This window comes from Pseudomonas sp. CMR5c, from assembly GCF_003850545.1.
GTDB classification, from domain to species: domain Bacteria; phylum Pseudomonadota; class Gammaproteobacteria; order Pseudomonadales; family Pseudomonadaceae; genus Aquipseudomonas; species Aquipseudomonas piscis.
This window is the reverse complement of the sequence record NZ_CP027705.1, coordinates 5,731,070-5,749,303: the sequence shown is the minus strand read 5'-3', so window position 1 is coordinate 5,749,303 and position 18,234 is coordinate 5,731,070. Positions and strand designations below refer to the sequence as shown.

General features: G+C 65.1%; 20 protein-coding genes and 1 pseudogene. 7 read left to right on the top strand and 14 right to left on the bottom strand.

The genetic code is table 11. From position 1 onward, the window contains the following. Positions 1 to 46: 46 nt before the first annotated feature. From C4K40_RS26540 to C4K40_RS26530, 3 genes are all read right to left on the bottom strand, one after another. The gene (locus C4K40_RS26540) at positions 47 to 520 is read right to left on the bottom strand and encodes a transposase (RefSeq protein ID WP_235777323.1); all 474 of its coding nucleotides are present in this window, start codon (positions 518 to 520) and stop codon (positions 47 to 49) included. Positions 521 to 876: 356 nt separating this feature from the next. Further along, positions 877 to 1,083, bottom strand: coding sequence for a hypothetical protein (locus tag C4K40_RS26535; RefSeq protein ID WP_022640938.1), 207 nt, complete (start codon positions 1,081 to 1,083; stop codon positions 877 to 879). A 175-nt stretch (positions 1,084 to 1,258) separates the two neighbouring features. After that, positions 1,259 to 2,587, bottom strand: a complete 1,329-nt coding sequence (locus tag C4K40_RS26530) for an OprD family porin (RefSeq protein ID WP_053132092.1) — start codon at positions 2,585 to 2,587, stop codon at positions 1,259 to 1,261. A 328-nt stretch (positions 2,588 to 2,915) separates the two neighbouring features. Here C4K40_RS26530 and C4K40_RS26525 point away from each other — a divergent pair, with 328 nt between their 5' ends. Further along, positions 2,916 to 3,248 (top strand): DUF2790 domain-containing protein, encoded by a 333-nt coding sequence (locus C4K40_RS26525; RefSeq protein ID WP_031320521.1) that lies wholly within the window; start codon positions 2,916 to 2,918, stop codon positions 3,246 to 3,248. 66 nt (positions 3,249 to 3,314) lie between these two features. On the opposite strand, the gene C4K40_RS26520 is transcribed toward C4K40_RS26525, so the two are convergent. Continuing rightward, complete coding sequence (locus C4K40_RS26520; protein WP_053132089.1) at positions 3,315 to 3,818, bottom strand: RidA family protein; 504 nt, start codon at positions 3,816 to 3,818, stop codon at positions 3,315 to 3,317. A gap of 214 nt (positions 3,819 to 4,032) precedes the next feature. Here C4K40_RS26520 and C4K40_RS32330 point away from each other — a divergent pair. Further along, positions 4,033 to 4,755: pseudogene (locus C4K40_RS32330) on the top strand (PAS domain-containing protein); the annotation flags it as partial. Between the two features lie 162 nt (positions 4,756 to 4,917). Continuing rightward, positions 4,918 to 5,349 (top strand): methyl-accepting chemotaxis protein, encoded by a 432-nt coding sequence (locus tag C4K40_RS32325; protein WP_235777324.1) that lies wholly within the window; start codon positions 4,918 to 4,920, stop codon positions 5,347 to 5,349. A gap of 44 nt (positions 5,350 to 5,393) precedes the next feature. Here the strand turns inward: C4K40_RS32325 and C4K40_RS26510 are convergent, their stop codons facing one another. The 3 genes from C4K40_RS26510 to C4K40_RS26500 form a co-directional block, all read right to left on the bottom strand. Further along, entirely contained in the window at positions 5,394 to 5,921 is a 528-nt protein-coding gene (locus tag C4K40_RS26510; protein ID WP_031320520.1) for a GNAT family N-acetyltransferase, read from the bottom strand. Between the two features lie 71 nt (positions 5,922 to 5,992). Continuing rightward, positions 5,993 to 6,898 (bottom strand): LysR family transcriptional regulator, encoded by a 906-nt coding sequence (locus tag C4K40_RS26505; RefSeq protein WP_022640932.1) that lies wholly within the window; start codon positions 6,896 to 6,898, stop codon positions 5,993 to 5,995. 90 nt (positions 6,899 to 6,988) lie between these two features. Beyond that, entirely contained in the window at positions 6,989 to 7,762 is a 774-nt protein-coding gene (locus tag C4K40_RS26500) for an SDR family oxidoreductase (RefSeq protein WP_053132086.1), read from the bottom strand. Between the two features lie 162 nt (positions 7,763 to 7,924). Between C4K40_RS26500 and C4K40_RS26495 the strand changes: the two genes are divergently transcribed. Both C4K40_RS26495 and C4K40_RS26490 read left to right on the top strand, forming a co-directional pair. Continuing rightward, entirely contained in the window at positions 7,925 to 8,530 is a 606-nt protein-coding gene (locus C4K40_RS26495; RefSeq protein WP_053132083.1) for a flavin reductase family protein, read from the top strand. 12 nt (positions 8,531 to 8,542) lie between these two features. Continuing rightward, positions 8,543 to 9,037, top strand: coding sequence for a YbaK/prolyl-tRNA synthetase associated domain-containing protein (locus C4K40_RS26490; RefSeq protein WP_022640929.1), 495 nt, complete (start codon positions 8,543 to 8,545; stop codon positions 9,035 to 9,037). A 6-nt stretch (positions 9,038 to 9,043) separates the two neighbouring features. Here C4K40_RS26490 and C4K40_RS26485 read toward each other — a convergent pair whose 3' ends face one another. After that, positions 9,044 to 9,928: a LysR family transcriptional regulator gene (locus C4K40_RS26485; protein WP_022640928.1), complete on the bottom strand. Its 885-nt coding sequence runs from the start codon at positions 9,926 to 9,928 to the stop codon at positions 9,044 to 9,046. Between the two features lie 95 nt (positions 9,929 to 10,023). On the opposite strand from C4K40_RS26485, the gene C4K40_RS26480 reads away from it, so the two are divergent. Beyond that, entirely contained in the window at positions 10,024 to 11,430 is a 1,407-nt protein-coding gene (locus C4K40_RS26480; RefSeq protein WP_053132080.1) for an MFS transporter, read from the top strand. 5 nt (positions 11,431 to 11,435) lie between these two features. On the opposite strand, the gene C4K40_RS26475 is transcribed toward C4K40_RS26480, so the two are convergent. After that, a complete protein-coding gene (locus C4K40_RS26475) occupies positions 11,436 to 12,365 on the bottom strand; it encodes a DMT family transporter (protein ID WP_022640925.1) in 930 nt (309 codons plus the stop codon). 102 nt (positions 12,366 to 12,467) lie between these two features. On the opposite strand from C4K40_RS26475, the gene C4K40_RS26470 reads away from it, so the two are divergent. Then, on the top strand, positions 12,468 to 13,367 hold the full coding sequence (locus C4K40_RS26470; RefSeq protein ID WP_053132077.1) for a LysR substrate-binding domain-containing protein: 900 nt from the start codon (positions 12,468 to 12,470) through the stop codon (positions 13,365 to 13,367). Between the two features lie 3 nt (positions 13,368 to 13,370). Here the strand turns inward: C4K40_RS26470 and C4K40_RS26465 are convergent, their stop codons facing one another. The 5 genes from C4K40_RS26465 to C4K40_RS26445 all read right to left on the bottom strand — a co-directional run bounded on the left by C4K40_RS26465 (position 13,371) and on the right by C4K40_RS26445 (position 18,158). Then, complete coding sequence (locus C4K40_RS26465) at positions 13,371 to 15,605, bottom strand: ATP-binding protein (protein ID WP_053132075.1); 2,235 nt, start codon at positions 15,603 to 15,605, stop codon at positions 13,371 to 13,373. After that, entirely contained in the window at positions 15,602 to 16,216 is a 615-nt protein-coding gene (locus tag C4K40_RS26460) for a biliverdin-producing heme oxygenase (RefSeq protein ID WP_053132072.1), read from the bottom strand. The genes C4K40_RS26465 and C4K40_RS26460 overlap by 4 nt, the downstream gene beginning before the upstream one ends. A gap of 251 nt (positions 16,217 to 16,467) precedes the next feature. Next, positions 16,468 to 16,863 (bottom strand): cupin domain-containing protein, encoded by a 396-nt coding sequence (locus C4K40_RS26455; protein WP_022640921.1) that lies wholly within the window; start codon positions 16,861 to 16,863, stop codon positions 16,468 to 16,470. Between the two features lie 79 nt (positions 16,864 to 16,942). After that, the gene (locus tag C4K40_RS26450) at positions 16,943 to 17,749 is read right to left on the bottom strand and encodes an AraC family transcriptional regulator (protein WP_053132069.1); all 807 of its coding nucleotides are present in this window, start codon (positions 17,747 to 17,749) and stop codon (positions 16,943 to 16,945) included. 73 nt (positions 17,750 to 17,822) lie between these two features. Next, on the bottom strand, positions 17,823 to 18,158 hold the full coding sequence (locus C4K40_RS26445; RefSeq protein ID WP_022640919.1) for a DUF190 domain-containing protein: 336 nt from the start codon (positions 18,156 to 18,158) through the stop codon (positions 17,823 to 17,825). Positions 18,159 to 18,234 lie beyond the last annotated feature (76 nt).

Here is an 18,234-nt window from a genome sequence, read left to right as displayed (position 1 = left end):
CGCTGCCGCAGGCTGCGCACGGAAGCGCAGCGGCCGCGGTTACAGGTCAGAGCCAAGCCGCATCCCAAAGGGAGTAGTCGCCTACACGCAGGACCAGGCCGGCGCGGACCGGGTTGCAGATGATGTAACGGGCAATTGTCTTGAGGTTTTCCTCCTGACGCACGGCCCGTTGGCAGTACCCCTTCTGCCAAAGTCGGCCACGGTTATTCAGGCGCAGGTTGATATTGCGTCCGCTCCTGGACTTGAGCCGGCACAACGCCTCCTCCAGAGAGCATTTCTGCAGCTGGAACAGCCAATGCAAGTGGTCGGGCATCACTACCCATGCAAGGGTCCGAGTCAGGCCTGCCTCGTGCTGATCCTTGAGTTGCTCGACCACCAGACGGCCGAGCTGGAAGTCGTCGAATACTCTGCGCCGGTGCTCGGTGACAACCGTCACGGAATAGATCCTGCCAATCTCCGAACGCCGTCCCTTGAACAGACGGAAACCATCAGGCCGGCCCCTCATTTCCTTGCGCTCCATCAGGTTGAACGATTTGTCTCAACCTAGCCCCGACCCGGCTTGTTGGCAGATGTATCCGGTTTCCCCGTATGTCCCAACCTTGTAGCCGCTGCCGAGCAACGCGAGGCTACGACAAGGCCCGTAGGGCCTTCGGCGATCGACCGGGCGACTTCATGTTGCGGCCGCTACGCGCCCGGGCGCAGCCTGCGGCAGCGGCCACAGGTTTGCGGGGCGCGAGATCGCGGGTGTCGCCATGAAGGCGGTGCGTGAGGAAGGCAAAAAAAAGCGCCCCGAGGGGGCGCTGAAGATTCATCTCTTTCCAAAGGAGCATCATGAAAACGCTTCAAGAGATGAATGTGCTCTGTGGGCCAACGCCGTCAAATATCTTCGCCAGCCTTGCTGGGTGTGGAAGGGGCGTCGGTGGTGGCGGTTTCCGTTTTCTGCTCGGATTCGCCATGAATCTGTTCCTGGCTGACCAGGAAGGCTTCGCGGGCTTGCTGCGAACGTTCGCTGCCGTCGGCGGCCCAGGCACCGAGGCTGGTGCTGGCCAGAAGGCCGATGAACAACAGTTGGCTGGGACGCATGATGTTTCTCCTGACAGGTTGGCCGCCTTCGAAAAACCAGCGGATCCGAATCTGCCAAGGAGTATAAGGAGACCAACCTAACGAGAAGGTGAGGTGGATATTACAGTTCTGCAAGACATGAGTCTGTGAAGAAGTTTTAACACCGGGCAGGCCGCAACCTGCCCGGCCAGAGCCATCAGAGCAGTGCCAGTGGGTATTCGACGATCAGCCGGAATTCCTCCAGGTCCGACTCGAATCGGCTGGAGCGGACGGTGGCCTGGCGGATGCGCAGGGCCAGGTCCTTGAGCTGTCCGCTCTGGAATACGTACTTGGCTTCGATATCCCGTTCCCAGCGCCGCTGGCCGGTCAGTGGATTGCCCGCCGCGTCGCGTTGCATGTACTGCGCGTTGGCATGGCTGTAATCGGCGCCCCGGCCGCGTCCATAGCGGGCCATGAAGCTCAGGCCGGGGACGCCCAGGGTTTGCATGTCCAGGTCATAGCGCAGCATCCATGAACGTTCCTTGGGGGCGTTGAAATCGCTGTACTGGAGCGAGTTGTCGAGGAAGATCGAGTCCGACTGGCGCAGGTAATCGAAGGGGTTGTTGCCGTTGTTGCGCTGGTGGGAGAGGGCCAGGGTGTGGGCGCCGAAGGTGGCGCCGATCTTGGCGCTCCAAATGTTGTTGTTCAGCTCGCCCAGCTCTTTGCGGCCTTCGTCCACCACGTTGTAGTAGTTGAAGGCGCCCAGCAGCGTGAGGTCCTGGGACAACGGATACTTGCCCGAGAGGCCGAAGTAGCGCTGGTCCCAGACCTCCTTGAGGCGGCTGCCGTAGAGGCTGACGCTGAGGTTGGGGTCGATTTGGTAGTCACCACCGAAGTAGCCGACCCAGGGAGAGTCCACCTTGCCCTTGTAGAAGGTGACGAAGCCCTCGCGCAGGCTGCTCTGGTTCGTCGAGCCCACGGCATGCAGGCGCCCGGCTTGCAGTTTCAGGTCGTCGAGGCTGGTGTTCTCCAGGGTGAAGCCGCGAAAGCTCTGGGGCATCACCCGGGAGTCGCCATAGTGCAGTACGGGTGTCATGGGGAACACATCGCCGATCCTGGCCACGGTATCCAGGGCTCGCACCTTCACCGCGCCTCCCGCTTTGCCATAGCTGTCGGCCGGTTCGTTCCTGCCGTTCACCGGCAGCATGGCGAACGACCCCTTGCCGCCGCTGCGCCCTGTTCCGGAGTCGAGCTTGAAGGCATGCATGACAAAAGCATCGAGACCGAAACCCACGGTGCCCTGGGTGAAGCCCGATTCGAACTTGCCGATCAGGCTTTGGGTCCAGGCTTCGGAGTAGCCATTGCCGGTGGGGCTGGACTGGCCCTTGCGGTCATCGCGATTGAAATAGAAGTTGCGTAGCAGCAGGTTGAGCTGGCTGCCTTCGATAAATCCTTCGGGACGTTCCTCGGCAGCTACCGCCGCCATAGGACCGAGCCCCAGTGCCGCAGTGAGTGCGGACAGGGACACAAGTGGGTTGATACGCATGGGAGGGCGCTCCTGAGTGTGCAGCTATCGGTTTTTATATCGCCGCAGGCGTTCTTATTGGTTTGGCCGCCGGGGCATCGCCGCGCCCGGAGCCGTTGTCGATAGTTGCAAACCGCAGATAACGACGGGGTGACCCGACAATTACAATTGCGCAAGAAAATGGCTGGCCAGAGATCGCTCGGATGAGCTGCAGCCCTTGTGGGCCGGGCTTTTCGTGAATCTGGCCGAAGGTGGGAGAGGTGCCTTACAGATAAGTAATGCGCGCGCGATGATTCTGACAGGGTCGGTTTTTTATCCTCGTGGACATCAACAGAACGAGGAGGCTGTCATGAAACTACTTAACTTGAGCATCGCCGCGATGCTCTTTGCCATCTCTTCCCTGGCGTTGGCCGAAGGTGGCGGTGACCGTACCTTCGCCCGGGCCATGCAGGAGAACGAAAAAGCCATGGAGCGCTACGCCGCGAAGCAGGGCAAGACCGCGCCGGTGGTGCAGAACTACCGCTATGGCATGGAGCTGGATATCGTCAAGGTGGTCAACATCACTCCACCGATCAAGTCTTGCCAGGTGGTGCCTTCACGCATGACCTATGAAGACTCCAGTGGCCAGCTCAAGACCATCGAGTACCAGATCATGGGCCAGTGCCGTAACAATGGCAGTTGATCCATGGATGGCCACTGCCGTGCCCGCGATGTGCCGGCCGGGCCCCCGAGGGCGGCCCGGCCGCTGTCATTGTCTTCTGTCCTGCGCCGATCCGGGATGCAAGGCGACGATCATGTCGACCTCCACCGAAGCGTTCTTCGGTAGTTGGTAGACCCCCAACGAAGTCCTGGTATGCACGCCGGCCTCGGCAAATACCGCATAGAGAATTTCCGAAGCGCCGTCCGCCACTTCGCTTTGCTGGGTGAAGTCCGCCGCGCTCTGGACGTAGACGTTGATCCGCAGGATTCGCTTGATCCGCCCAAGGTCGCCGAGCATCTGCTCGAGGATGGCCAGGGCCCGCAGGGTGCAGATCCGCGCGGCGTGCCGGCCCTGTTCCAGGGAGGTCTCGGCGCCGACCCGGCCCACCACCATCACCGTGTTGTCGACCCGGGGGATCTGCCCGCTGACGTAGACCTCGTCGCCGTTTCGTACCGCCGGCACGTAGTTGCCGCCAATGCGCATCTGGCCTTCGAAACTGTGGCCGACCCGTTCGGCCGCCTGGAGGAAAAGTGCCTTGCGTGATGCATCCATGAGCCAACTCCGTCGATCGCCAGTGAAATTCGCGAAATCGCACTATACCCATTGCCCTGCGCCGCACAATCCCCGGCCAAAGCCCCGTTTCACGGGGGTGGCAGCCATCGAATTATTTTCGTCGGACAGCCTCGCACGGCTATTAAGAAATGTATTTCAGGGCCGATGTTAGGCCCAAGGCAGCCTATTTTTTCCAGTCCCCCGGTACACCCACATGTTCAATAAACGCTTGAAGCAAGAGCTGGCGACCATTCGTGAAGAGCTTTCGAGCCTTCAGCAAGTGAAGGAAAGCCTTGAAAGCGAGATGCTCGTGATCAATTTGAGCGCCGATGGACGGATTCAATCGGTCAACCACAACTTCGCCCAGGAAATGCTCTACAAGAGCGGCGACCTGGTGGGGCGTCCTCTGGAAGATATCGTCCCGGCCCACGTCAAGCACGACGAGTTCCACCTGCGGTTCAAAAGCACCCTGACCCGGGGCGAGCATTTCGCCGGGGCGGTGCGCCTGTTGCGTGGCAATGGCCAGGAAGCCTGGCTGCGTTCGATTTCCCAGCCGGTGCGCGACTCCGAGGGACGGATCAAGTACTTCGCGATTTTCTCCAGCGACCTGACCCGCACCATCGAGGCATCCCGCGAGCACGAGAACCTGATCGGCGCCCTGGTGCGCTCCACCGCCGTGATCGAGTTCGACCTCAACGGCAACGTCCTCAGCGCCAACGAGCGGTTCCTGTCGAGCATGGGCTACAGCCTGGCGCAGATCCAGGGTAAGCATCACCGCATCTTCTGCGAGCCCGAGGAGTACAACAGCGCGGCCTACCAGGACTTCTGGCGGCGCCTGAATGCCGGCGAGTTCATCGCCGAGCGCTTCAAGCGGGTCGACGCCCATGGTCGGGTGGTCTGGCTGGAGGCTTCGTACAACCCGGTGCTGGACGCCAACAACAAGCTCTACAAGGTGGTGAAGTTCGCCACCGTGATCACCGACCAGGTGAATCAGGAACTGGCGGTGGCCGAGGCGGCGAGCATCGCCTACAACACCTCGCTGCAGACCGACAGCAGCGCCCAGCGCGGCACTGCGGTGGTCACCGAAGCGGTGACGGTGATGCAGGACCTGGCCAGGCACATGCAGGATGCCGGTAACGGCATCGAGGCCCTCAGCGAGCAGTCCCTGGTGATCGCCAGCATCGTCAAGACCATCAGCGGGATCGCCGAGCAGACCAACCTGCTGGCGCTCAACGCCGCCATCGAGGCGGCCCGGGCCGGTGAGCAGGGACGAGGGTTCGCGGTGGTGGCCGACGAAGTCCGGCAACTGGCTTCGCGCACCAGCAATGCCACCGACGAGATCGTCGGCGTGGTGCGCCAGAACCAGGACATGGCCCGCACCGCGGTGGAGCTGATGGTCGAAGGCAAGCAACGGGCCGAGCAGGGCCTGGCCCTGGCGGCGGAAGCCGGTACGGTGATCGTCGAGATCCAGGACGGCGCCCAGAAGGTGGTCAGCGCGGTGGGGCAGTTCGCCAACCAGCTCTCGACTTGACGCCACCTGGCCAGGGGCGCCCGTTCAGGCGGGCGCCGGCCGGTTCAGGGCTGCAACGGCCCGTGGCATTCATAGTGCAGGCGATCGAACCACTGCCCGTGGAGCAGGAAGCTGCGGCGTGAATGGCCGTAGCGGGAAAAACCGCAGGCCTCGAGCACGCGTACCGAGCCGATGTTCTCCGGCCGGGCGTTGGCCTCGAGGCGGCTCAGGCCCAGCTCGCCGAACGCCCGTTGCAGTACCTGGGCTACCGCCGTCCTGGCGATCCCACGGCCGATGAAACGCTCGCCAACCCGATAACCCAGCTCGGCGCAATTGAAGTAGTGCCGTTGCACCCGGTGCAAGTTGACCCGCCCCACCAGCAGGCCGTCCTGGCGAATCAGGAACTGGTAGCCACGGTCCGCCTCGGCGTCTTGCCGCGCCTGGACGATCGCCTCGGCGACGCCCTCGCTGCAGTAGTAGCTGGGCGACCGGGCGTTGATCGAGGCTTCGAAGAACGCACGGTTCTGCTCTTCGAAGGCCAGCAGGTCATTCAGGTCGTCGAGCTGTGGAGCAGCGATTCGCAGGTGCGCCATGGTCCAGGTACCTCCATCCATTGGGGGGCGCTTTCATCTCACGATTCGCCGCCCTCGGGCAAGCCTGGGGCTCAAGTCTGCAGGTGTGGTTGGATCAGCTCGGCGAACCATTCGATGAACACATTGAGGCGGCGCGAGCGATGGCGCCGGTCGGGATACAGCGCGCAGATATCCATCGGCGCCACTGGCAGCCCGTGCAGCACTTGCACCAGCTCGCCACGGTCCAGCAGGTGCTGCACATCGAAGCGCGGAACCTGGATCAGGCCCAGCCCCTGGCGGCAGCAGGCGATGTAGTTTTCCACGTTGTTGACGATCACCCGGCTGGGCAGGCTCATCAGGTGCTCGCGGCCTTCGAGCAGGTATTCCCAGGGTTGCTCGCGGCCGGTGTCCGGTGAGGCATAACCGATCATCCACTGGCCCTGCTGCAGGTCCTGGGGGCTGTGGGGTTCACCATGGGCGGCGAGGTAGGCGGGGCTGGCGCAGTTGATCAACCCCAGCTGGCCCAGGGGACGGGCGATCAGGCTGCTGTCGGCCAGGCTGCCGACGCGGATCGCGCAATCGACGCCTTCCTGCACCAGGTCGATGCTGCGGTCGCAGGCGCCCAGGGCCAGTTGCAGTCCGGGGTATTGAGCCAGCCACTGGGGCAGGGCGGGCACGATCAGGCGCCGGGCGATGCGGCTGGGCACATCGATGTTCAGGCGACCGCTGACATCCACCTGGCGATGCTGGAACAGCTGGTTGAGTTCCGCCGCGTCGGCCAGCAGGCGCCGGGCCCGTTCCAGCAGGATGGCGCCGTCGGCGGTCAGTTGCACCTGGCGGGTGGTGCGGTGCAGCAGCCTTGTGCCGAGGCCGGTTTCCAACTGCTGCACCGCCGAGGACACCGTGGCCCTGGGCAACTCCAGGACATGGGCGGCCTTGATGAAACTGCCCATGTCGGCCACCTGGATGAACACCCGGTACTGCTCAAGTTTATCCATCGTCGCAACTGTCCTGGTTCGCGGGCATGCCTGGGGGGAGTGGACCGTGGCGCCGGTCCGGCAGGCCAATGTACCCCTTGGACGCGAGGATTACTTGGTGGTGTAGCCGCCGTTGATCAGTAAGGTCTGGCCGGTGATCCACCAGCCTTCGGTCACCAGGTGGCGGATGAAGGGCACCACGTCCTCGATGTCGGTCAGGCCGGTCTTGCTCGATGGCGACAGCGCCGCGGCGCTCTTGTGATAGGCAACGGCATCGGCGCCTTCGGCCGGGTAGAAGAACGGCGTGTCCATCGGCCCCGGACCCACGGCAGTGACCGAGATGCCCCGGGCGCCGAACTCCTTGGCCGCCGCCCGGGTGAAGTGCTCCACCGGCGCCTTGGCGCCGCCATAGGCGGCATAGAACGGCGTGAACGCACCCAGCAACGAAGTCACCAGGGTCACCAGCTTGCCGTTGTCCTCCAGGTGTTTGCCGGCCTCCTTGATGAAGAAGAATGCGCTCTTGGCATTGACCGCGAACATCTGGTCGTACTCCTCTTCACTGATCTCGACTATGGGTTTCTTCAGCACCTTGCCCACGGTGTTGATGGCGATATCGATCTTGCCGAAGCGTGCCTTGACCTCGTCGAACAGGCGCTCCACGGCACCGGCGCGGGTCAGGTCGGCCTGCCAGGCCTGGGCCTGGACTCCCAGCTCCTGGAGGGCGGCCAGGGTCGTCCGGGCATCGGCGGCGCTGGCATCGCTGTTGTAGTGCACGGCCACGGCCCGGGCGCCGTGGCGGGCGAGGTCACGGGCGATCAGGCCGCCGAGGTTCTTCACGCCGCCGGCGATCAACACGACTTTGTCGTTCAGGGAATGGTCAGCCATGGTGCGCATCCTTCAAGTGTTGAAATGAAGGATGAGTCTAGTCCGGGGGGCGCTGTGGATAAGCCGCCAAGGGCTGGACGGATCATCCAGGAAATCCGTCCAATCGACCCATCTGCACGGCCAGGGCTTGGCGCTACAATCGCTTTTTTTCAGGAGCCTGCCATGCCCGCATTTCGTCGTTCGGTCCCCCTGGACAAGGCCTATCGTCTGCTCAACCACGGTCCCACCGTACTGGTCAGCGCCGCCCATGAAGGGCAGTGCAACATCATGGCCGCCGCCTGGGCCATGCCCCTGGATTTCCAACCGCCGAAGGTCGCGGTGGTGCTCGACAAGACCACCTGGACCCGGCAACTGCTGGAGGCCTCCGGCAGCTTCGTGCTCAACGTGCCCTGCGTGGAGCAGGTCGACATCACCCAGAGCCTGGGCAACAGCTCCGGGCTGGAACTGCACCAGGGCGGTCGCGACAAATTCAGCGCCTACGGCCTGGCCACCTTCGCCGGCCAGGCCCTTGCCGCGCCACTGCTGGAAGGTTGCGTGGCCTGGCTGGAGTGCCGGTTGCTGCCCGAGCCCCACAACCACCAGCAATACGATTTGTTCCTCGGCGAAGTGATTGCCGCCCAGGCCGACTCGCGGGTGTTCAGCGAGGGGCGTTGGCACTTCGACGGCCATGATCGGCTGCGCACCTTGCACCATGTGGCCGGTGGGCATTTCCTGACCATTGGCCAGAGTATCGACGGGCGCCAGTTGCCCTTGGCCGGCGAGGCCTGAACAGGAGGTTGCATGCACGAGGTTTTCCAACGCCTGGTGGCGCTGTTGGACAGGCATCAAGCCCGTTACCGGGTGATCGAGCACCCGGCCGAAGGGCAGTCGGCGCGGGTCGCCGAGATTCGCGGCACCGAGCCGGGCCAGGGGGCCAAGGCCATGCTGTGCGGCCTCAAGGGCGGTGGCGATGCCTACGCCCTGGTGATCCTGTCCGGGAACCAGAAGCTGGACATGAAGAAAGTCGGCGCGGCCCTGGGAGGCAAGAAAGCCCAGCTCGTGGCGCCGCAGCTGGCCCGGGAACTGACGGGCTGCGTGATCGGAGCCATTCCACCGCTGAGCTTCGATCCACGGATTGCGTTGATCGTCGATCCGCAGCTGACCTCGCGCTATGAACAAATCGCCTTCAATGCCGGGCGCCTGGATGCATCCATGGTGCTGGCCACCGAGGACTACCTGCGGATCGCCCAGCCGCGCTTGCTCGATGTGACCCAGGATGTGCCGGAAGAGGGCTGACGCGCCTTACCAGCTCACCTGGCCCAGGGCCGCGGCGAACGTGGTGAGTTTTGCCGAACACTGGCGCGAGGGCGGGTAGACCAGCGACAGCTCGCGGCTGCGCCCGTCGTGCGCCTGGAGAATGGGCCGCAGGCGCCCGTCGTCCAGGGCCTCGCGCACGGCGAACTCCATCAGTTGGGCGATGCCGAAACCACCCAGCACGGCGTCCACCAGGGCATCGCCGATATCGAAGATCAAACGTCCCGTGACCGCCAGGTCCAGGGGCCTGCCCTGGTCCATGAATTGCCATTCCACCAGCCGGCCGCTGCGCAGGTTGCGCACGGTCAGGCAGTTGTGGCGCTGCAACTCGGCCAGGTCCCGAGGTGTGCCGTGGCGTTCCAGGTAGGCCGGCGCCGCCACCGTGACCCAGCGCAGCGGCGCCAGGGGGCGGGCGATCAGGCGCTGGTCCTGGATGGTTCCGGTACGCAGCACGGCATCGAAGCCTTCATCGACGATATCCACGATCCGGTCGGTCATCACCGCCTCGATGCTCAAGGCCGGATAACGCTCGGTCAGGCCGCCGATCACCGGCATCACCACCTTGCGTCCGAACAGCGAGGGAGCGCTGATCTTCAGCACGCCGGTGGGCGAGTCGCGGCGTTCCAACAGCAGGCTCTCGGTCTGGACCAGTTCCGCCAGCAGCGGTCCGGCACGCTCCACCAGCATCTGGCCGTCCGGGGTCAGGCTGACGCTGCGGGTGTTGCGTTGCAGCAGGCGCACGCCCAACTGCTGTTCCAGGCGCGAGATGGCCCGGGACAGGCCGGACTGGGTCAGCCCCAGGTCCCCGGCGGCGCGGGTGAAGCTGCGGGTTTCGGCCACTCGGACCAGCAGGCGCAGGGCGTTCAGATCCATGATTAAAGTCATTACTGAAAGAAGGAACGGCTTGTTTATCATTTAAATGGCATCGATGAAACTGACCGCCGTCATTTCATCCGAGGAGTCCCGCGATGTCCGCGAACCCACTAGCCAAGCCGTCGGGCTGGATGCTGCTGTTGCTGGCCACGGCCCAGCTGATCATCGCCCTGGACGCCACCATCGTCTTCGTTGCCCTGCCGGAGATCGGCCAGCACCTGGGCTTTTCCGCCCAGCAGCTGCAATGGGTGGTCAGTGCCTACAGCGTGACCTTCGGCGGCTTCCTGCTGCTGGGCGGCCGGGCGGCGGACCTGTTGGGCAAGCGGCGTTTCTACATCGTCGGCCAGGGACTTTATGCCCTGGCGTCCCTGGCCGGGGGGCTGGGGGGCAGTGCCCTGTGGCTGGTGCTGGCGCGAGCGGTGCAGGGTGTGGGAGGCGCGATGCTGTTCCCCGCGACCCTGGCCCTGATCAACACCTACTACGCCGAAGGCCCGGCGCGTAACCGTGCCTTCGCGGTGTGGAGCGCGGCGTCGGCGGCGGGGCTGGCCCTGGGGGCGCTGCTGGGGGGCGTGCTGACCCAGTACTGGGGCTGGGCGGCGGTGTTCCTGGTCAACGTGCCCCTGGCCGGTGCGTGTGCACTGCTGGCCCGGCGCTGGATTCCCGCCGATCCTCCGCGCCAGCGCGGGCGCCAGTTCGACCTTCCGGGCGCCTTGAGCGTGACCCTGGGCGGCACCTTGCTGGTGTTCGCCATCGTCCAGGGGCCGGAATGGGGCTGGGCCGCCCCGGCGACCCTGGCCTGCCTGCTGCTGGCGCTGGCCTTGCTCGGGTTGTTCCTGCGTATCGAGCGCCTGGGGCGTGATCCGTTGATGCCCCTGCGTCTGCTGGGTTATCCACAGCTGCGCATGGCGATGCTGATCACCGCGTTGTTCATGAGCAGCTTCGGCGTGCAGTACTACTTTCTCAGCCTGTACTTCCAGCAGGTCTACCAGTTCAGTGTGTTGCACAGTGGCCTGGCCTTCCTGCCCTCGACGGTGCTCTGCACCCTGGGCATCTGGCTGGGCGAGCGGGCGCTGCGGCGCGCCAGCCTGCGGGCGGTCCTGGCCTGCGGTTTGCTGGCCGGGGCCCTGGGCATCGGCATGATCTACCTGGCGCTACCGGGCAGCCGTGGTTTTGTCGGCCTGTTACCCGGGATCGTGATCATGAGCATCGGCCAGGGCATGACCTGGAACACCATGTGGATCTCGGCAGGGCAGGGCATTGCCGCAACCGAGCAGGGCGTGGCGGCAGGCGTGGCTTCCACCAGCCAGCAGATCGGCGGTGCCCTGGGCCTGGCCTTGCTGGTGTCCCTGGCCAACACCCTGGGCCCGGTGGGCAACCAGGCCTATGGCATCGAGCTGGCCACCGCCGCCAGCGCCCTGCTGGCGTTGTTGGGCGCCTTGCTGGCTCTGCGCCTGCCCCATTCCCCGGTGGCGCTGCCGGGTTGTTCTGCGGCCTCGGGCTGAGGCCCTCAGTGAGCCTGGGGCAGGTGCCGGCGCACCGCCCAGAGCACGCCGGCCAGCAACAACAACGCCGCGCTGGCTTGCAGCAAGCTCGGCAGGTGCTGCAGGCAGATGAAGCCATAGAGCAGGGCGAACAGGGTCTCGAACACGATCAACTGGCCGCTCAGGGTCAGTGGCAGGCGCCGGGTCGAGGCATTCCACATGCGATTGCCGAACCACGAGCCGAGCACCGCGCTGCACAGGCTCAGGCCCCAGAACAGCATCCAGCGCTGGTCGCTGGCCTCGATCCGCGTTCCCGGCAACTCCAGGCCCTGGGCCAGCAGCCAGACCACGGCGCTCATCAGGCCGGTGGTGATGCCCCACAGGCTCGACCACTGGCCGCTGTCGAAACGGCTGTTCTTGAGGTAGCGGGCGTTGTCCTTGGCGAACCAGGTCCAGCACAGCAGCGCGCCGAAGGCACACAGCAGGCCCAGGGCGCGCTGGCCCAGCTCCGGCGAATCGCCCTGGGCGGTGAGCAGGGTGTCGAGGTTGATGCAGCAGATCCCGCCGAACACCAGCAGCAGCGGCCAGCGCAGGCGCCGCAACGGCACTGCGTCGGCATCCCCGCGCCCGGCCAGGGTGATGGTCAGGGGCAAGAGGCCGACGATCAGCGCGGTACTGGCCACCCCGGCCCACTGAATGGCGCTGGCCAGCAGCATGAAATAGATCAGGTTGCCGGTCAGTGCCAGCTTCACCAGCAGCAGTGCGTCGTTCCAGGTCAAGCGTTGCAGAAGCTCGCGTGCCTGGGGCGCAGCCAGGAGCAGGGAGAATGCACCATACAGGGTGAAGCGGGCACAGCTGAGCATCAGCGGGCTGAACTCCGGCAACAGGCTGGGCACCACAATGGCCAGGCCCCAGACCGCACCGGCCAGGACCGCATAAGCAACTCCGCGTTTCATGCACACACTCGCAGCGATTCATCAAGGTGCGCAGGCTAGTCATTGCTGACCGGATGGACAAAGGATATATAGGCACCTACCTATTCTCCTGGGGAATACCTAATGAGTCGCTTCGCCCGGCACTTGCCGCCACTGGAAACCCTGGTGACCTTCGAAGCGGTGGGCCGCAACGCCAGCTTCACCCGGGCCGCCACCGAGCTGTGCCTGACCCAGAGCGCGGTGAGCAAGCAGATCCGCAGTCTGGAGCTGTCGCTCAAGACCGAGCTGTTCGAGCGCCAGGCCCGCGGAGTGAAGCTCACCGCCAGCGGCGCGACGCTGTTCGCCCAGGTCAGCACCCAGCTCGAAGCCTTGCTGCGCAGCGTCACACGCTTGCGGGCCGGGCGTGACGCCAACACCATCACCGTGCAATGCACCCATGCGGTGGCGCAGTTCTGGCTGTTCCCGCGCTTGCTGGCATTCAACAAGCAGCACCCGGAGATCACCGTGAGCATCCACGCCAACAACGACATGGACGAGTCCAGCGTGGCCGAGCATGATTTCGGCATTCTCTACGGGCCGGGGCAGTGGTCGTCCCTGGCGGCCACGCCGCTGTTTGCCGAGATCGTCTACCCCATCGCCAGCCGGCGCCTGGAGTTGCCGGTGGTCAGCGAGCTTGAGCAACTGGCGGCCTTGCCGCTGATCCAGCTGGACGCCTCGGCCTGGAACTGCATCGACTGGCGGGACTGGTTCCGTCACTTCGGCCTGGACTACAGCGCGCCGCCGGGAGCCTTGGGCTTCAATCAGCTGACCTTGATGTTCAGTGCCGTGCAGCAGGAGCTGGGGGTGGGCCTGGGCTGGGATTTCATGGCCCGCGACGGAGTGGCCAAGGGCGAGTTGCTACGGGTTGGCGACTGGGCCTTCCATACCGGCCAGGCGGACTTCCTGGTGCACCTGCGCAACCGGCGCCTGTCGGCCAGCGGCCAGTTGTTCCATGACTGGCTGGTGGCCCACGGCGCCGAGTGAGGCTCAGGCCCGGGGCACGCTGAAGCGGAATTCGCTGCCCTTGCCCACCTCGCTGTAGGCCTGGATCGTGCCACCGTGGGCCTGGACGATGCCCTGGGTGATGTACAGCCCCAGGCCGGTGCCGTTGGGGTTGCCTTCCTTCATGGTCCAGTAGCGGTCGAAGATGAACGGCAGCTGGTCGGCGGGGATGCCTTCCCCGGAGTCGCGGACGCTGAACACGATCTGCTCGCCGTCGGACATCGCCACCACCCCGACCTTGCCTTGCTTGGGGGTGAACTTGATGGCGTTGCCCACCAGGTTCGACAGCACTTGGAACAGCCGCTCGGGGTCGGCGTGGATGGTCAGGTCCGGTTCGGCGTGGAAACTGATATCGATGGACTTGTCCAGGGCCAGGGGCGCCAGCAGCGAATAGGCTTCCTCGAAGATCTGCGCGACGTCCAGCGGCTGGGGGGCGATGCGGTAGCGCCCGGCCTCGATCTTCGAGGTGTCCAGCAGATCCTCCAGCAGGATGTTCATGCGGCTGGCGGCCTGCTGCATGGTGTCGATGGCCGAGGAGATGCGCCGCGAGGTGTGCGGGCCGTCGGAGCTGAAGGCCTTTTGCATCATGCCGCAGAGCATGGAGATCACGGTCATGGGGTTGCGCAGGTCGTGGGACACCACCGCCACCAGCTCGTCCCGGGCGCGCACTGCCTGTTGTTCGCGCAGCACCTGGCGCGCCAGGTCGTGCTCCAGGGCCGAGCGGCGCAGGTCGTTGGCGGCGAAGCGGTCGCCGTGGCTCCACTTGCTGGAGATCCCGGCCATTTCCACTTTCCAGATCTCGAACGAGCTACGCGGTCGCAGGCGCAGGCCGGCGTCGGAGTTCTCCAGGTCCAGGGGCTTTTGCGGGTTGCCGCTCCAGTTGATGTTTTCCTTCACCTCGGGCCGGAACCACAGCACGCCGTTATCCACAGGCTTGGGCAGGCTCATGGCCAGGACACCGCTGGCCACCTGTTGATAACTGGCCGCCGGCGGGTAGACGCTGGCCAGGTGGTGAGTGGCGAACACCGGTTGCCCGGACTCTTGCAACCAGCGGTGCAGGGCGCGGATTTCAGCCTCCGGCGGGCAGTTGCCGAAGCAGTGCAGCTGGCGATCCTCGATGATCGCCACGCCGCCGGCCCCGGTCAGCTCCAGCAGCTGCCCGGGCTCCTGGGCCAGGCTGGCGAACACGCTGCCGCTGGCCTGCGCCATGGCCTGGTTGAGGCTGGCCAGGGTGGCGAGCTTTTCCTCGCGCTGGCGGCTGACTTCCAGGGCTTCCATGGCGCTGATCTGCAGCGACAGCACCTGGCCGATGGTCTGGCAGGCGATGCGCAACTCGTGGGGTACCAGCAGTGGCTGGCGGTTGCCGCAACTGATCAGGCCCCAGAGCTGGTCGTCCTTGAGCAAGGAGATGCTCATGGACGACAGCACGCCCATGTTCTTCATGTACTGGCAGTGGATCGGCGACACGCTGCGCAAGGTGGCGAAGCTCAGGTCCAGGGCCTGGCCGGTGTCCGGGCGCAAGGTCGGCACCAGCGGTACCGGCTGGTAGTCGGCATCGGGAATGATCCGCAGCCAGTTGCTGCGGTACAGCTCGCGGGCCTGCTGGGGAATGTCCGAGGCGGGGAAGAACAGGCCGTTGAACACTTCCATGGTCGGTCGCGTGGCTTCGGCGATCACCTGGCCGTGGCCTTCGTCTTCGAAGCGATAGATCAGCACCCGGTCGTAGCCGGTCATGGCCTGGATCTCGCTGACGCTGATGGCGTACAGCTCTTGCAGGGTCTTGGCGGTCTGCAGGCGGCGCAGCAGGCGCCCGAGGTTGTCGGTGCGCTGCTTGAGCTCCGGGGCCTGGTGCTGCTCGAGCTGGTGCTCCAGTTCCAGGATCAATACGCCTTGGTGCCGATGCAGCAAGGCTTCGAAGCGCCTGCCATGAAGCTCCAGGTACAGCGGCGGGGCATCGAGCAAGTGTTGCAGTTGCAGCAGTTGGCGAATGCTCTGGGTGTGTTCGGCGCCCAGGAGGCTGTCCAGGGGCTGCTCGACGACCTGCTCGGCGCGCTGGCCCAGCAAGGTCTCGACGTTGGCGCTGACCTGGCGGATGCGCAGCCCTGGCTCGTCCAGGGTCAGCAGGACGCCATGGGGCTGGATCGCGCCCGGGGAACGGATGGGTTCGTTGGCGCAGTTGGCCAGCAACTGCTCGAAGGCCTGGGAATCCTGGGGGGTCATAGCAGCACCTCGCGGCTGTCGAGCCAGCGCTCGAAACAGGCAAATGTGGATTGCGCGGCGTCCACCACTTGCTGGCGGGCGCTGGTGTGGCTGGGCATGCGGCCCAGGTAGTCGAGGAAATCCTTCCAGCGCCGGCCGGTGAGGGCGCCGTAGACGTCGAGGAAGGCCCCGCCATTGCCGGCATCCAGGGCCAGGCGCCGGGCCATTTCGCGGCGCAGGATCTGCCCGCCGAGGGTCGCGCCCTCCAGCACATAGAGAGTGCCCAGGCAGGCGCCCGGAGTGCCCAGTCGGGGCAGTTGCGGGCAGCGTGGCAGGTGGTCGATCTCGGCCTGGCTCAGGCCCAGGGCCAGCAGGTCGCCGTTCAGCGCTGGAGTCTTGCGCCGCAGTTGCGGCTCGTACCCGGCCGGAATCAGCCCGCTTTGATCCAGGGCCGCCTCCAGGGGCTGGTAGAACCCGTAGTAGGCTTGGATCAGGCGCTGGTACCAGGCAGCGTCGAGCTGCTCGGAGAAAAATGGCAGGCGTTGTTCCAGGGCCACATGCAGGGTCGCGGTGCCGGCGCGCAGGTCCTGGAGCAGGGTGGGAGCGATAGTGTCTTGATGCGGTTGGGGCATTCAGGGGTCCGGGAGTCGCTGCGGTGGGTGGATGCGCCATGGGCGTCATCGAACACCGGGACCAGGTTGCGGTCCCTGCAATCGAGCCAGCGCACGGAGAAGGGCAGGAGCGTCACTCTACCTTTGGTCCCAGGGGCGGCGCAGGCTTTTCGACGCTCCAGGGATCGTTCAAGGGTAGTCGATCGACGGCCTACCGCAGCTCTGACTCCGACAGCACGGCATTAATTCCCCTGGCCGGCTGTCGGGCGGGGTCAGATCCAGACGTCGTTCAAGGCGGTGCGCGCGCCGCCCTGGTTACCGGTGTTGAGTACGCCCCGAGGCTCGATCAGCAGCAGCTTGACCTCCTGTTCCGACCAGGGCTTGTGTTCCACGCCGCGGGGCACGACGAACATCTCGCCGCTGGCGATGGACACCTGGCCGTCACGGAAGTCGATGTGCAGCAGGCCATCGAGGACGATGAAGGTTTCGTCGGTCTCGGCGTGGGAGTGCCAGACGAACTCGCCTTGCAGCCTGGAGATCTTGAACTGGTAGTCGTTCATCTCGGCGATCACCTTGGGGGTCCACTGTTCGCTGAACAGGCCGAGCTTCTGGGCGAAGTTGATGCTCTGGTACTGGCGTTGCGCGGTGCTGCTGGCGGGATTGTCCATGGGGGCTCCATATCGCTGGTGAAAGAGCGCCCAGGGTAGGCAACCCGCGGCTGTGGATTCTTGAACGATTGTGCGTGGTTCAGCGGCCGAGCATCTTCAGCCAGCGTGCCGGTGGCAGGCCATAGGCCTGGCGGAACTGGCGGGTCATGTGGCTCTGGTCGGCGAAGCCGGCAGCCAGCGCTGCGTGGGCCAGGGGCTGGCCCTGCACCAGCAGCGCCCGGACCAGGTCCAGGCGGCGCATGCTCAGGTAGCGGTAGGGGCTCGTGCCGAACAGCAGGCGAAAATCCCGGGACAGGCTCCAGCGATCGCGCTGGCTGTGGGCGGCCAGCTCATCGAGGGTCAGGGTGCGGTCCAGGGCACTGTGGATGTATTCCCGGGCACGTTCGGCGGCCTGGTAGTCGAAGCGTTGCCGGGGCGCCGCGACCCCGGATACCCGGTTGAGTGCGTGGGCCAGGTCGAACAGGGCATCTTGCTGCTCCAGCGGGTCCAGGGGGCTGTCGACATTGCGCAGCAGGGTCTGGGTGGCGGCGAACAGCCGTGGATCGGCGGACAGGCCGCCAGCGATGAAGGGCAGGGGCTGGCCGCCGAGGATCTGCTGGATCAACGCCGGCTCGACATACAGCATGCGGTAGTGAAAGCCATCCTGGGTCCCGGCTTCGCCATCGTGGGCTTCGTCGGGGTGCAGGACCATGGTTCCGCCCGGCAGGCTATGGCGCCAGCCGCCGCGGTACTGGAAGCTCTGTACCCCGTGCAGGGTGCGGCCGATGGCGTAGGTATCGTGGCGATGCATGTCGTAGCCATGGCCGGCGAAGTAGGCTTCGATGCGTTCCAGGCCCCGGGCGGGCGGTGCGCGGTGAACCCAGTCGGTGATGATCGGTCCGGCCATGGGGCAATCCAGGAGCAGGTAGCTGAAACCGGCACGTTAACCCGAGGCCGTACCGGCTGTCTTGCCCGGCCCATCACGCGCTATCGAGTTGTGCCTGCCGGCCCAGGTGGCCGAACTCGATGGGGACCTTGGTGTAGAACAGCGCGAAGTCTTCCTGGGCCAGGCGTTCGAACAATTGCCGGGCTTCTGCTTCGCTGATGGCCAGGCGGATTTCCAGGGGCTGGTCGGCCAGGTCGAAAAAATGCACCGAGTGCAGTTGCCGGGAATGGCCGAACCCTTCGACAGCGCTGGAAAGGGTGGCGCCCTGCAGGCCCATTTCCCGGGCCAGGTCGATGATCCAGTCGCCGAGCATCCGACCGTGGTAACGCCGGTTCTGCTGGGTGAAGAAGGTCACCAGGTAGCCTTGCATGATTGCCCTCCCACGACATGGCAGCCCGTTAATTGAGCATAGCTGGCGGCCGGCCCGGTGGTTGCCTGGGCGCAAC

Coding starts and splice junctions, on each gene's coding strand:
- C4K40_RS26485 (WP_022640928.1), bottom strand. CDS start 9,928: ATGGATCTGAACGCCCTGCGCCTGCTGGTCCGAGTGGCCGAAACCCGC.
- C4K40_RS26505 (WP_022640932.1), bottom strand. CDS start 6,898: ATGGATAAACTTGAGCAGTACCGGGTGTTCATCCAGGTGGCCGACATG.
- C4K40_RS26450 (WP_053132069.1), bottom strand. CDS start 17,749: ATGGCCGGACCGATCATCACCGACTGGGTTCACCGCGCACCGCCCGCC.
- C4K40_RS26530 (WP_053132092.1), bottom strand. CDS start 2,587: ATGCGTATCAACCCACTTGTGTCCCTGTCCGCACTCACTGCGGCACTG.
- C4K40_RS26510 (WP_031320520.1), bottom strand. CDS start 5,921: ATGGCGCACCTGCGAATCGCTGCTCCACAGCTCGACGACCTGAATGAC.
- C4K40_RS26470 (WP_053132077.1), top strand. CDS start 12,468: ATGAGTCGCTTCGCCCGGCACTTGCCGCCACTGGAAACCCTGGTGACC.
- C4K40_RS26495 (WP_053132083.1), top strand. CDS start 7,925: ATGCCCGCATTTCGTCGTTCGGTCCCCCTGGACAAGGCCTATCGTCTG.
- C4K40_RS26520 (WP_053132089.1), bottom strand. CDS start 3,818: ATGGATGCATCACGCAAGGCACTTTTCCTCCAGGCGGCCGAACGGGTC.
- C4K40_RS26540 (WP_235777323.1), bottom strand. CDS start 520: ATGGAGCGCAAGGAAATGAGGGGCCGGCCTGATGGTTTCCGTCTGTTC.
- C4K40_RS26465 (WP_053132075.1), bottom strand. CDS start 15,605: ATGACCCCCCAGGATTCCCAGGCCTTCGAGCAGTTGCTGGCCAACTGC.
- C4K40_RS26500 (WP_053132086.1), bottom strand. CDS start 7,762: ATGGCTGACCATTCCCTGAACGACAAAGTCGTGTTGATCGCCGGCGGC.
- C4K40_RS26455 (WP_022640921.1), bottom strand. CDS start 16,863: ATGGACAATCCCGCCAGCAGCACCGCGCAACGCCAGTACCAGAGCATC.
- C4K40_RS26475 (WP_022640925.1), bottom strand. CDS start 12,365: ATGAAACGCGGAGTTGCTTATGCGGTCCTGGCCGGTGCGGTCTGGGGC.
- C4K40_RS26490 (WP_022640929.1), top strand. CDS start 8,543: ATGCACGAGGTTTTCCAACGCCTGGTGGCGCTGTTGGACAGGCATCAA.
- C4K40_RS26525 (WP_031320521.1), top strand. CDS start 2,916: ATGAAACTACTTAACTTGAGCATCGCCGCGATGCTCTTTGCCATCTCT.
- C4K40_RS32325 (WP_235777324.1), top strand. CDS start 4,918: ATGCAGGACCTGGCCAGGCACATGCAGGATGCCGGTAACGGCATCGAG.
- C4K40_RS26445 (WP_022640919.1), bottom strand. CDS start 18,158: ATGCAAGGCTACCTGGTGACCTTCTTCACCCAGCAGAACCGGCGTTAC.
- C4K40_RS26535 (WP_022640938.1), bottom strand. CDS start 1,083: ATGCGTCCCAGCCAACTGTTGTTCATCGGCCTTCTGGCCAGCACCAGC.
- C4K40_RS26460 (WP_053132072.1), bottom strand. CDS start 16,216: ATGCCCCAACCGCATCAAGACACTATCGCTCCCACCCTGCTCCAGGAC.
- C4K40_RS26480 (WP_053132080.1), top strand. CDS start 10,024: ATGTCCGCGAACCCACTAGCCAAGCCGTCGGGCTGGATGCTGCTGTTG.